At 60.5% G+C, this 12,663-nt stretch carries 12 protein-coding genes; 9 read left to right on the forward strand and 3 right to left on the reverse strand.

All coding sequences use genetic code 11. From position 1 onward, the window contains the following. Nucleotides 1–33 precede the first annotated feature (33 nt). From ACODRW_RS04580 to ACODRW_RS04610, 7 genes are all read left to right on the forward strand, one after another. Complete coding sequence (locus ACODRW_RS04580; RefSeq protein WP_253315717.1) at nucleotides 34–1,782, forward strand: tail fiber protein; 1,749 nt, start codon at nucleotides 34–36, stop codon at nucleotides 1,780–1,782. 10 nt (nucleotides 1,783–1,792) lie between these two features. Next, nucleotides 1,793–2,374, forward strand: a complete 582-nt coding sequence (locus ACODRW_RS04585; protein WP_227105775.1) for a tail fiber assembly protein — start codon at nucleotides 1,793–1,795, stop codon at nucleotides 2,372–2,374. A 360-nt stretch (nucleotides 2,375–2,734) separates the two neighbouring features. Then, nucleotides 2,735–3,736 (forward strand): hypothetical protein, encoded by a 1,002-nt coding sequence (locus tag ACODRW_RS04590; RefSeq protein ID WP_235085691.1) that lies wholly within the window; start codon nucleotides 2,735–2,737, stop codon nucleotides 3,734–3,736. Between the two features lie 227 nt (nucleotides 3,737–3,963). After that, nucleotides 3,964–4,875, forward strand: coding sequence for a phage tail protein (locus ACODRW_RS04595; RefSeq protein ID WP_227105773.1), 912 nt, complete (start codon nucleotides 3,964–3,966; stop codon nucleotides 4,873–4,875). 10 nt (nucleotides 4,876–4,885) lie between these two features. Beyond that, nucleotides 4,886–5,470, forward strand: coding sequence for a tail fiber assembly protein (locus ACODRW_RS04600; RefSeq protein ID WP_488905255.1), 585 nt, complete (start codon nucleotides 4,886–4,888; stop codon nucleotides 5,468–5,470). A 240-nt stretch (nucleotides 5,471–5,710) separates the two neighbouring features. Continuing rightward, nucleotides 5,711–6,742 (forward strand): phage tail protein, encoded by a 1,032-nt coding sequence (locus ACODRW_RS04605; protein ID WP_488905256.1) that lies wholly within the window; start codon nucleotides 5,711–5,713, stop codon nucleotides 6,740–6,742. A gap of 10 nt (nucleotides 6,743–6,752) precedes the next feature. Then, nucleotides 6,753–7,337 carry a tail fiber assembly protein gene (locus ACODRW_RS04610; RefSeq protein WP_488905257.1) on the forward strand — a complete coding sequence of 195 codons (585 nt, stop codon included), beginning with the start codon at nucleotides 6,753–6,755 and terminating at the stop codon, nucleotides 7,335–7,337. A 209-nt stretch (nucleotides 7,338–7,546) separates the two neighbouring features. Here the strand turns inward: ACODRW_RS04610 and ACODRW_RS04615 are convergent, their stop codons facing one another. The 3 genes from ACODRW_RS04615 to ACODRW_RS04625 form a co-directional block, all read right to left on the reverse strand. Continuing rightward, a complete protein-coding gene (locus ACODRW_RS04615) occupies nucleotides 7,547–8,194 on the reverse strand; it encodes an alanyl-tRNA editing protein (protein WP_488905258.1) in 648 nt (215 codons plus the stop codon). After that, nucleotides 8,191–8,643 carry a GNAT family N-acetyltransferase gene (locus ACODRW_RS04620; protein ID WP_488905259.1) on the reverse strand — a complete coding sequence of 151 codons (453 nt, stop codon included), beginning with the start codon at nucleotides 8,641–8,643 and terminating at the stop codon, nucleotides 8,191–8,193. The genes ACODRW_RS04615 and ACODRW_RS04620 overlap by 4 nt, the downstream gene beginning before the upstream one ends. A 245-nt stretch (nucleotides 8,644–8,888) precedes the next feature. Next, the gene (locus tag ACODRW_RS04625) at nucleotides 8,889–10,373 is read right to left on the reverse strand and encodes a C69 family dipeptidase (RefSeq protein ID WP_488905260.1); all 1,485 of its coding nucleotides are present in this window, start codon (nucleotides 10,371–10,373) and stop codon (nucleotides 8,889–8,891) included. Nucleotides 10,374–10,823: 450 nt separating this feature from the next. On the opposite strand from ACODRW_RS04625, the gene ACODRW_RS04630 reads away from it, so the two are divergent. Together ACODRW_RS04630 and ACODRW_RS04635 are read left to right on the forward strand one after the other, a co-directional pair. Next, nucleotides 10,824–11,123, forward strand: a complete 300-nt coding sequence (locus tag ACODRW_RS04630; RefSeq protein WP_107801237.1) for a superinfection immunity protein — start codon at nucleotides 10,824–10,826, stop codon at nucleotides 11,121–11,123. Nucleotides 11,124–11,464: 341 nt separating this feature from the next. Continuing rightward, complete coding sequence (locus ACODRW_RS04635; protein WP_235085708.1) at nucleotides 11,465–12,658, forward strand: amino acid aminotransferase; 1,194 nt, start codon at nucleotides 11,465–11,467, stop codon at nucleotides 12,656–12,658. Nucleotides 12,659–12,663: the final 5 nt, after the last annotated feature.

The raw sequence follows: 12,663 nt of genomic DNA on the forward strand, positions 1-12,663 counted from the left end.
TGTGCTCTTTACTCTTTTCCTCAGGAGCGCCTCATGCAAGAACCCATCAAGCCCATTCCCACGCCTGACAAGCTGTTCCACGACGGCAACCCGGTCAGTGGCGAACTTGGCACCATCGTCAGCGCTGAATGGCTGAACGGTATGCAGTCTGCCGCTCAGGCCACTCAGGAAGAAGTGCTGGCCGTGATCAAGGACAGTGGCCAGGGTACCGACCCCAAGCGCAAGGACCAACTGCTGCAGGCAGTCAAGCAGATTGCCTGGGGCGGCAATAGCAAGCCAACCACGTTGGCAGGCTATGGTATTGGCGACGCTTTGCCGTTGAAACCGGCGTTGGGTGTGGTGGATCTGAACGATATTAACGTCACGGGTCTTTATAGCCAGCGGGGGGACGCACAAGCGGCCAGTGGCAAGAACTACCCGACACCCTATGCCGGCAAGCTGCAAGTCTATGCCGACGAGAATATGGTGTATCAGAACTATCAGGCTTACAACGATGCTGGTATCTGGTATCGCTGTTGTTATCGGGGACATTGGGCGCAGTGGCAGAAACTGGCTGACGCAGCCTCCACGTTGGCCGGCTACGGCATCGCTGATGGCGTGACTAAGTCCGAGTTGAAGGCCGCTGTCGATGGCGTGGTCAACGGTGCGCCGGGCGCGCTGGATACGCTGCAGGAACTGGCGGCGGCGCTGGGCAATGACAAGGACTTCGCGGCCACCATCACCAACAAGCTGGCAGGCAAGGCGGATAAGGCCGATTCGCTGGCGGGCTACGGCATTAATACTTTGGCGCTGTCTACCGCGCAGACTGTGCATGTCCTGAAGACCACGCCGAATAACTACGACGCCACTATGTACAGCAGAGGGACTATGGAACTGTGCTCCACCGGCGTGGATTTCCCATCCTTAGGCCTACATCGGCCGGGATATAGCGCGGTAGCCTTGGTGCACAAAGGCTATGGCGATGAAACACTGGTGTTGAAAGAGGCAGGCGGCGGTGAATTCCGAGTATGGCACTCCGGCAATGACACGTCTTTGATCAAGAAACGTCGCTATCGTATTGACCCGCAGGATGGCACCTCGTTGGATACTTCCATCACCGGCGGGGAAATGGGATTCAACTATGGCACCTCCAGCGGCGTGACTGGCCCGTTCATCGCCTTTGGTGGATTGGGAGGCCAGATTGACTACTCCTGCCAACTGACGGCCGACTATCAGCGCGGAAACACCATGCGTTTTCGTACTCGCAACGACGACGCCAAGCGTTGGAACCCCTGGCATACCTTGATGCATGACGGTCATCTGACCGGGCAAGTCGCCTATTTTGCCATGAGCGATGCACCGGAGGGTTGGCTGAAGGCTAATGGCACCGCGGTAAGCCGAACCGAATACGCCGCTTTATTTGCGGCGATAGGCACCAGGTTTGGTGTTGGGGATGGCTCAACGACTTTTAATCTGCCTGATTTGCGAGGGGAGTTCATCCGTGGTTGGGATGATGGACGAGGGGTGGATTCGGGGCGTGCTCTGGGAGCATCCCAGAGTCCTACCTATATTCGCAATCTGATCGATAAGTTGAGTGGAGGCTATCCAATAGGCACTTCCGCTATCGGGGCTTGGAATACGGAGGGGTGGTCCGTCAATGTCGAGGGCAACAAAACACCCACTGATATGAGCAATACCACTTACTACGTTGCAGTTGCCTCTGCTGTCCCTGGCAGTGGAGATAATGGGGCGTTTTCCACACGTCCCCGCAACGTTGCTCTGCTTGCCTGCATCAAGTTCTAAGGAGACTTTCATGCAAGAAATCAAAAACAAAACCGTCTACGCCTACCACCCGCAAACCGGGGAGTATCTGGGAATCACACAGGCGGACCTGTCGCCACTGGAAAAAGATGTTTGGTTGTTGCCGGCTCATAGCACCGAACAACAGCCGTCGGTCACTGCGGAACGTCAAACCGCAGTATTCCGCGATGGCGGCTGGATGGTCATGCCGGATTGGCGCAGTACTAAACTGTGGAGCCAGCAGACCGCACTACCGGTCCAGGCCAAGCTAGGCGAGACCCCGGACAGCTTGCGTGCCACCTTGCTGGAGCCCTGCGAGTTTGCGGCTTGGGATGGCAAAGGCTGGATCATTAATAAGGCGGCCCAGGCTACCGCTTTGGTGGCACAAATGCAGGCTCAATTGAAGCAGCGCCTCGTGGAAGCCTATGCCAGCCGTCGTCCTTTGGAGGATGCGGCGGAAATCGGCATGGCGACGGAAGCGGAGTTGGCGCGGCTGCTGGGATGGAAGCGTTATTGTGTGGAGCTATCGCGTTTGCCTGAATTGGCGATGTGGCCTCGGCTGGTGGAGACGGACTGGCCGAAGCAGCCTGTCTGATTCAGGGTTTATCAATCAAAACGGCAGCCATGCGCTGCCGTTTTTTCTTCAAGTCATTGCGGAGTATTATCGGTGCCGGGGTATTTAAAACTTGTTCAATGTCTACTGCGCTTTAGCAGGGTAGCTAGACAGCGACGTTGAAAATGCCTGCAGAATGTTCTGTTATGTATGTATTCAGCTGATATTGCTGTGTTTCGTTCTCACTCGCTGGATTTTGAAGCAGCCTCCCTCCTCCGGTGCACTGACATCCGTCCACTGCTGCTGCTGCTGTGTTTCTTGCAAAATCCCCTCCAAATCCTTTCAGTAACGACACCTGTCATCGGCCGTGGCCGATTCTTCATTTCCGCGGGAGGCGATTCCATGCAAGAAGCACTCAAGCCCATCAACACGCCGGACACTCTGTTTCACGACGGCAACCCCACCACCGGCGAACTGGGCACCATCGTCAGCGCCGACTGGTTGAACAACCTGCAACTGGCTACGCGCTCGGCCCAGGAGGAACTGATCTCCTTGATCAAGGACAGTGGTCAGACGCTGGACGCCAGCCGCAAGGACCAGTTGTTGCAGGCGGTGAAAAAAATGGCCTGGGGCGGAGACAGCAAGCCGACCACGCTGGCGGGCTACGGCATTAGCGATGGGGCCACCAAGGCCGAAGTGGCGGTCAAGGCCGATAAGGCCAGCACCCTGGCGGGCTACGGCATCCAGGACGGCATCACTGTGGGCATGCTGCCGCGGCGTAATCTATTGGCGGACGGCGGGCGTTTTTTCGATCCATTCACGCCGGAGGGCATTGCCCAGGTGAGAGCCATTCAGATCACCACTCCGTTTGCCACCCCCATGCATAATGTTTCATATAGCCAGAGTGTTAGCTCTGTGGGGCGTTTCATTCATGATAATAGCTCGTATGAAGGCCCTGGCCCGAAGTTGGCGCAGCCGGTAGAGGATTTATTGAATGGCATGGGGCGTGATCAAAAGCGTTATGGCAACGAGTTTCATATTGCGGAGTTGCGCTGTGGAGCATTGAGTCATTCGGCGCAAGTGCTCGATGGAAAAAATATGGCATTGGCGATGGCGTATGGGGCCGGTACCGATGGACTAGTTACATTCATGAGCTGGCTGCGTTGTATCAGCGGCTCTATTTACCTTGATTGCGGCCAGTATCGCAATGGCAAGCCAATGGAGAATAAGCGCATCACGCCGAGCGATGGCTGGGTGCATATGGCTGGGATGACTGACTGGGGGCGTGGCTATAGCAACTGTCACATTTTTGCCGAGAATAACTCGGTCTTCCAACTGGCCTTGCCTGCAGCGCTGTCCGGTATGCATGGCGGTTACGTACACAAAGCGCCGATCGCGCCGTAAACATCATCGGTTTTCAAGTATGGCAATCCTGCGGGGTTGCCATTTTTTTGCCTGCTCGCCACTGACATCCGTCCGCTGCTGACGCGCGTCGCTCCCCGGCACAATGAGGGCATTAATTCACTAGCGAAGCGGGTCAACTGGCGGTCTGACGACGGCTAATGTGGTCCGTACCCCGCCTATGTCGCCGGCCCGGCTCATGGGCAGACTCATTAAGGAGCGAGAGCGCGATGCAAAACACTTTGAAGCCGATCAACAGCCCGGACGGTCTGTTTCATGACGGCAACCCCACCACTGGCGAACTGGGTACCATCGTCAGCGCCGATTGGCTGAACAGCCTGCAGCAGGCGACTGTCGCCACTCAGGACGAGTTGATTGCCTTGATCAAGGACAGCGGCCAGGCATTGGACGCCAACCGCAAGGATCAATTGCTACAGGCGGTGAAGCAACTGGCCTGGGGTGGCAATAGCAAGCCGACTACTTTGGCGGGTTACGGGATTACCGATGGGGCCACTAAGGCAGAGGTTTCCATCAAGGCGGACAAAGCGGGTACGCTGGCTGGTTATGGCATTGCCGATGGCGCGACGACTAGTCAATTGCGTGCCGCGGCGCCAGCCGGCGAAGTGGCCTACTTTGCAATGCCATCTGCACCGCCTGGTTGGTTGAGATGTGATGGCTCCTTGGCCAGCCGCAATGTTTATCCCGCGTTGTTTGAGGCAATTGGGACGCGATACGGTGCAGGAGATGGGACAACAACGTTTAACCTGCCTGATTTACGCGGAGAATTTATCCGCGGCTGGAGCAGCGATCACCCTGTAGTAGACGTGGGACGTGCATTTGCGTCTAGGCAAATGGGCTCATTGATTCCTTACCAAGGCTATATCGATCCGACGCGCAGCGGTGCATGGCAAAGCAGTTACAACGATAGATTGGGATGGGTGAGTGGTCTGTTTGATGATGGTTTTGAGAGCAACCATGTCGATGGTACTTCCGTGGTTAATTACGGTGTAACTCCGATCCCGAACTGGCAAGCTCAACTTCTTGGAGGCACATTGACGCAAGCTGTTACAGGGTCGACAACCAACCTTTTGAAAGGCACCCGCCCCCGCAACATCGCCCTGCTTGCCTGCATCAAACACTAAGGAGATCACCATGCAAGAACGCACGCAGAAAACCGTCTACGCCTACCATCCGGAAACCGGCGAGTATTTGGGTACCACCATGGCGGACCTGTCGCCGCTGGATGTTGAAGAAACCTGGCTGATTCCGGCCTACGCTACCGAGCAGCAACCGCCGCAGGCGGGGAACAGGCAAGCGGCGGTCTATCGTGACGGCGGCTGGCTGCTGGTGGTGGATTTTCGCGCGCTCAAGCTGTGGAGCAAGGCCAGCGCGCAGCCGGTGACGGCGCAAATCGGCGACACGCCGGACAGCCTGCAGGCCACCGAGCTGGAGCCGCCGCCCTTCGCGGTGTGGAACAAGAAAGCCTGGAAAGTGGACGCCGATGCGCAGCGCGCGGCGCTGACGGCGCAGGCGCAGCAGGAGTTGCAGCAGCGTTTGGCGATTGCCTACGCTCAGCGCCGGCCTTTGGAGGACGCGCAGGAGCTGGGGCTGGCGACGACGCAGGAACAAGGCCTGCTGACGGCGTGGAAGCGTTACTGCGTTGAGCTGTCGCGGCTGCCGCAGCAGGCCGCGTGGCCGCAGCTGGGCAAGGCGGACTGGCCTGCGGCGCCTGTCTAAACATTGAGTTTGTGTGCTTGGAAAACGGCGGCTTCGGCCGTCGTTTTGCTTTGCGGCTGCGCTCCAAACTACTGACATCCGTCCACTGCTGACGCGCGTCGCTAAACGGCAAAATGACGGTATTGATTCACTAGCGAAGCAGGTCAGCGGGTGGTTTACGGATCACCCTACCGGCCCGGAGTCCGCCCCAAGCCGCCAGCCCGGCCAGCGGGCCAACCCTGTAAATGGAGCGAGAGCGCGATGCAAAACACCATGAAGCCGATCAACAGCCCGGACGGCCTGTTCCACGACGGCAACCCTTACACCGGCGAATTGGGCACGGTGGTGACCTCGGAGTGGTTGAACAATGTCCAGTCCGCCGCCCAGTCCAGCCAGGACGAGCTGTTGACGGTGATACGCGACAGCGGCCAGAGCGCGGATCCGGCGCGCAAGGACCAGTTGTTGCAGGCGCTGAAGAAGCTGACCTGGGGCGGCAATAGCAAGCCGACCACGCTGGCCGGCTACGGCATCACCGACGCCTTGCCGCTGAGCGGCGGCAAGATGAATGGGCGGGTGGATTTTCAGCCCAATTCTCGCTTCCTGGCCGAGGGCGGCAAGGAAGGCGGCCAGCTGCAATTGCAAGCGCCGCAAAGCGACAGCAAGCTCAGCGACGTCAATATCGATGTCTGGGGCAACCAGTTCCGCGTGTTCAACAACGATGGCGTCAAGGCGCGTGGTTTTTACGTGGACCTGACCCAGTGCGAGGACGGCCCTATCACCAATCTGCTGACCATGTCCGGCGCGCCGGGCCTGGTAGGGCATTTCGCGATGCCTTATACGCCGCCTGGTTGGTTGAGGTGCGACGGCTCTCCGGTCAGTCGCAGCACTTACCCCGGCTTGTTTGCCACGATTGGGACAACGTATGGGGCAGGGGATGGCTTGACGACGTTCAATCTTCCGGATCTGCGCGGGGAGTTTGTGCGTGGTTGGGATTATGGTGGCGGGGTGGATGACGGGCGGGTGTTCGGTTCATGGCAAAAAGGGACGCTAACAATTTCTGATCCAAGTCTTGACTCCGTTGGCGTTGCGAGTCTGATTCATGCAAATAACAACACCCCGATCGGGTATGTGGACTTAGGCGCGGATAAAACCAAGAAGGAATATTACGAGATGCGACGAGCCCAAATGGAAGGTTACGGCATCGTATACGATGTGGACAGTAATGGCTGGGCTGGCGGTTATGGCTCCACCCGCCCCCGCAACGTCGCCCTTCTCACCTGCATCAAATACTAAGGAAACCGCCATGCAAGAACGCAAACAGAAAACCGTCTACGCCTACCATCCGGAATCCGGCGAGTATCTGGGCACCACTACGGCGGATCTATCGCCGCTGGATGTTGAGGAAACTTGGTTGATTCCGGCCAATGCCACCGAGCAGCAACCCCCGCAGGCAGGGGACAAGCAAGCGGCGGTCTACCGCGACGGCGGCTGGCTGCTGGTGGTGGATTTTCGCGCGCTCAAGCTGTGGAGCAAGGCCAGCGCGCAGCCGGTGACGGCGCAAATCGGCGACACGCCGGACAGCTTGCAGGCCACCGAGCTGGAACCGCCGCCTTTCGCGGTGTGGAACAAGAAAGCCTGGAAAGTGGACGCCGATGCGCAGCGCGCGGCGCTGACGGCGCAGGCGCAGCAGGAGTTGCAGCAGCGTTTGGCGATTGCTTATGCTCAGCGCCGGCCTTTGGAGGACGCGCAGGAGCTGGGCTTGGCGACGACGCAGGAACAAGGCTTGTTGACGGCGTGGAAGCGTTACTGCGTCGAGTTGTCGCGCTTGCCGCAGCAGATCGCGTGGCCGCAGTTGGCCGAGGCGGACTGGCCGAAGCAGCCTGCCTGAGCGTTTGCAGATTGCCGTTTCACGTGAAACCACCCGCGCCGGGCATGCCCGCGCGGGTTTTTCTTAAAGCCTATTCAAAGTCTCGCGGGCAAGAGCGAGACAAGGCGAAAACGGCTGAGAAAGCGGAATGTACACGTGCTACATGAGCATTTCGAAGGTGTACTCACCGCGCCGCTACTCACGTAGCGCAGCAGACATTGAACAGGCTCTTATGGCCGCGCCAGCGTGATCTCCACCCTCTCTTTGCCCTGGCCCACGTTCTTGCGTTTGAGCTTCAGTTCGCCCACTTCGCCGCTGCGGCGCAAATGGGTGCCGCCGCAGGGCACGCGGTAGAGGCCGGGCAGTTCCCAGTAGCGGCGCTGGTTTGCTTCGTCGGAATAGGCGCTGACGATGGCGAGATCGGCGTCTATCAGCGCCAGCACCTTGGCGGCGATGGCGGGCAATAGCGGGGTGATGGGCCGGGCCAGAGCAAAATCGATGCGCGCTTTATCCTCCGCGATGTGAGCGCCTATCTTTTCCGCGTCGGGCAGCTCGCGGCAAATGGTTTCCAGCACCAGCTCCGCGGCGAAGTGCAGCCGCATCAGCCGGTAGCGGCGCGGCCAGTCTATCGCTACCGTCACCGCGTCGCCGGCGCCAAGGCCATGGTTGTCCGCCAGGGTATAGGCGATGTCCAGGCCCTGTTTTTCCGCGCGCAGCACCGGACGGCCGGCTATGTTGCCGCTGTCGCTTTCCTGGCCGCCGGAGAAGGCGTAGAAGAGGGTGGCGTCCAGCCAGACCCGCGAGCCGTCCACGTGCGCCACCGTGGTGTGCAGCTCGGTCTGGTAGGGATCGACCCAGAATTGTTTGCGCACGCTCATGCCGCGCTTCCGGGATTCGCGGTCAGCCGCTGGTAGACGTCGGCGTCTCTTTTTTCCATCATCCATTCCGGCCGGGACAGCGGGCTGAAGCCGAACTGCGCGTACAGGCCGTGAGCGTCGGCGGTGGCCAGCAGCATGCGGCGCAGGTTCTGCAGGCCGGGATGGCTATCGATCGCCGCCATCAATTGCTTGGACACGCCTTGGCCGCGCCAGGCTTCGACCACGAACACGTCGGCCAGATAGGCGAAGGTGGCGTAGTCGGTGATCACGCGAGCGAAGCCTATCTGCTCGCCGTCGGCGGCGTAGGCGCCAAAGCACAGCGAATGGTCGAGCGAGCGCTCGAAGATGTCGCGCGGCAGTTGGCGCGCCCAGTAGGATTGCTCCGACAGGTAGCGGTAGACGCGTTCGCGGTCCAGCCGCGCGGGATCGGTGTCGATGTGGGGGGGCATGGCGCAGCCAGCCGGGCGAGGGGGATGCCATCAAAGATAACACGCCCGGACTGGCGGGAGCGGCCGGGTTTGCCCGCGCCGCTCCTGGCTGCTAGCCGCTTAGAACCTGTTTACGATCTGCTGCGTGGCGTGAAGCGTTGCACGGTGAGGACCCGCTCAAAATGCTCATGTCCCACCTGTATATTCCGCTGTTTCGCTCGTTTCCGCCTTGTTTCGCCTTAGCTCGCGAGATCGTAAACACGTTCTTATAGGTTTTTGATTTTTTCCAGCTCCTCCGGGCTGTATTTCTTCTCGCTGGCCTTGGTCAGGTCGGTCAGCAGGCCGGCGTGCACGTCGCGCGCCGATTGCACCGCGCTCAGCATATTGCCGCCGCTCCACTGGCCGGCAAAGCCTACCGCGGTTTGCGGCTGACTGGCGTAGAGGCTGGTCAGCATGGCGTCCACTGCCGGCTGCTGGCTTTGGAACTGCCGCTCCAGCCGCGCCTGCCATTGCGCCAGCACCGGCAGATATTTGTCCGGCTTGGTCTGGGCCAGCGTGGCGTTGGCGCGGAAGGCCCAGTAGGCGGAGCCGCTCTCGTAATTGGCCGCGCCGGCGCGCAGCGGCACGGGGATGTCCTTCATCGCGTTTTCATACATCGGCACCAGCACCGCGCCGGCCGGGCTGCCGAAGGATTGCCAGGTCAGCGCCGCCAATTCCTTGGGCAGGCCGGCGCGCAGCTGGATGACGTGGGTTTCTATGGTGCGGTCCACGCCCATCGGCCGGTCCGCGTCCTTCTGTTTGGCCAGCGCGGTGCCGTGGAAGGTGGCGCGCAGCACCTTGGCCACGTCGGCCACCGCGATCTTGTGTTCCGGCTTCAGCGTTAGCGGGTATTGCGCCTGCCGCGTGGCCTGGCGCAGCGCCGGGTTCAGCAGATGCTGGCCCAGCCATTCGCGGTCCACATTGTATTTGTCGCCGACGACGCCGAAGGCCTGGGCGAAGTTGAAGCGCTTGGCGTCCACCTTGGCCAGCAGCTGGTGTTTGGCGGTGAACTCGGCCAGGCCGGGGCTGGCGATCACATTGGCGCGGTCGGCGAGGTCGATGTCGTGCAGGCGCAGGCCGTTGGCCACCATCAAATAGCTGTCCTGCGGCACGCGATAGGCCAGCCAGTGGTGGCCGGAGCCGATTTCCATATACCAGGCTTCGTTCGGATCGGCGATCAGCACGCCATTGCCTTCGCCGGCGCCGTATTGGTTGATATAGCGGCCCAGCAGTTCCACACCTTCGCGCGCGGTCTTGGCCTGCGGCAGAATCAGCGAGGGGATCACCGCCTCGACCACGCCGTTGTCCAGCAGCGGGTCCGCTTTCTTGGCGCGGGCGTTGATCTCCGCGCTATTGGTGGCGGACACCGCCACATTGAATTCATTGACGCCGCGTTCCTCGTACAGGCCGTCGCCGCCGGCGCTGTCGCCGTTCCAGTCCATCAGGCCGCTGTAGCGGTAGAACTGTGCCGGCGCCGGCACTTTCAGGCCGTTCTTGAAGCTCAGCGTCTCATCCTTGGCCGCCGCGCGCGCCGGATGCAGCACCAGGCGCTTGTTCCAGTTATTGATGTAATAATCTTCGTTGCGGGCGATGATGATGGAGCCATCGGCGGAGGCCTGTTTGCCGACGATCAGCGATGAGCAGGCGTCGGCGAGCGGGGCGGCCAGCGCAAGGGCGGTGGCCAGGGCAAGCAGGGTAGGGCGCGGCGTCATGATGCATTCCTCTTCTCTGAGAGCGTGTTTACGATCTAGCGAGCTAAGGCGAGACCAAGCGAAAACGGCTGAGAAAGCGCAGTGTACAAACGGTACATGAGCATTTCGAAGCGGTACTCACCGTGTGACGTCTCACGACGCGCAGCAGATCGTAAACAGGTTCTGAGCAGTCAGTCGCGGTGCGAGACGGCTCATGGTGGCCGCGCGCTAAGCGTGCGGCGGTTGGCGGTGAGGGCAAGTGGATTGTAGGCAGATGGTTCGCATTAGTTGAAAAGGGAATCCCATGCTTGCCTGATGCATATCAATCTTGCGCTGTTTGGTAAAAATGTGGCGCAAACTGTCTGATTTATGCAATTGCTTTTGCCATATTGGCGCAAGCCTGATTAAGCTTGGCATTTCATTGTGGCGGCGGCTGATGGCGCTGTCGCGGCGAGAACGGATTAGGAAGATATGAAGATTTTGACGATGGCGCGCAAGCTGTTCTTCACGGTGCTGGCGGCGGCGTTGGCCTTGTGGGCTTACGGCGCTTACAGCGGAGAGCCGCAGTGGCAGCAATGGGCGATGTATCTGGGTAATGCGCTGGCCTTGGGCGGCGCTTATCTGGTGCCGACCTTGACCGCCGCCTTGGTGGGCAGCCCGCGGCTGAAGCTGGTGGCGGCGCTGAATGTGCTGGGCGGCTGGCTGATCCTGCCGTGGATCGCGGCGATGATGCTGGCGCTGAAGCGCGACGATCTGGCGTCCGGGTCCTGAATCCGTCTGGCACAATACTCTATCTTTACCGCCCCGTCAGAGGGCGGCGTAAGAAGCTGTTTACGATCTGCTGCGCGTCGTGAGACGTCACACGGTGAGTACCGTCTCGAAATGCTCATGTACCACTCGTACATTCCGCTTTCTCAGCGGTTTTCGCTTGGTCTCGCCTGAGCTCGCGAGATCGTAAACGCGTTCTAAAGAGCGGCTAACAAATATGGGTTTCACGCCTGAGGCATGGCGCGCCGTTGAGTACGGCAAGTCGGCGCAACGCAGCATCAGGGGTTTGTTAGCCGTTCTAAACGGCTGCACGAGGCGATACCACACTACTCAAGGAGAAACACATGTTTCAGCACGTCGACGCCTACGCCGGCGATCCCATCCTGTCGCTGGTCGACGCCTTCGGCAAGGATGCGCGCGGCGACAAGGTCAACCTCAGCATCGGCCTGTATTACGACGAGCAGGGCCGCATTCCGCGCCTGAACGCGGTGCAGCAGGCTGAGGCCAAGCTGGCGGCCCAGCCGGCCCAGCCTTGCACTTATCTGCCGATGGACGGCCTGCCGGCCTACCGCAAGGCGGTGCAGGAGCTGTTGTTCGGCGAGGGACACCCGGCGCTGGCCGCCGGCCGCGTCGCCACCATCCAGACCCTGGGCGGTTCCGGCGCGCTGAAAGTGGGCGCGGACTTCCTCAAGCGTTATTTCCCCGACGCCCAGGTGTGGGTCAGCGATCCGACCTGGGACAACCACGTGGCCATCTTCGAAGGCGCCGGCATCGCGGTCAATCGCTACCCCTATTTCGATCCGCAAACCCGCGGCGTGGACTTCGCGGCGATGCTGGACACGCTGGAAACCCTGCCTGCCGGCAGCATCCTGCTGCTGCATCCGTGTTGCCACAACCCCACCGGCTCGGATCTGGACAATGCGCAGTGGGATCAGGTGGTGGCGCTGGCCAAGCGCAAGCAGCTGATTCCCTTCATGGACATCGCCTACCAGGGTTTCGGCGCCGGCTTGGAAGAGGACGCCTACGCCATCCGCGCGATGGCCGACGCCGGCGTGTCCTTCCTGGTCAGCAACTCCTTCTCCAAGATCTTCTCGCTGTACGGCGAGCGCTGCGGCGGCCTGTCGGTGGTATGCCCGAGCCAGGCCGAGGCGGAGCTGGTGTTGGGCCAGCTCAAGGCCACGGTGCGCCGCAACTACTCCAATCCGCCCACCACCGGCGCGCGCTTGATCGCCACCGTGCTGGGCGACGCCGAGCTGAAAGCGCTGTGGGTGTCCGAGGTGAACGAGATGCGCAGCCGCATCCTGGAGATGCGCGGCATTCTGGTGGAGGTGCTGAAGCAGGCGCTGCCGGAGCAGGACTTCGCCTATCTGGTCCATCAGCGCGGCATGTTCAGCTACACCGGCTTCAGCCAGGCCCAGGTGGACGCCCTGCGTGAGCGTTTCGGCGTCTATCTGGTGGGCACCGGCCGCATGTGCGTGGCCGGCTTGACCCGCGCCAATGCGCCTTATGTGGCCAAGGCTTTCGCCGCGGTGCAGTAAGAACC

It is taken from the genome of Chromobacterium sp. FG89 (assembly GCF_057808735.1).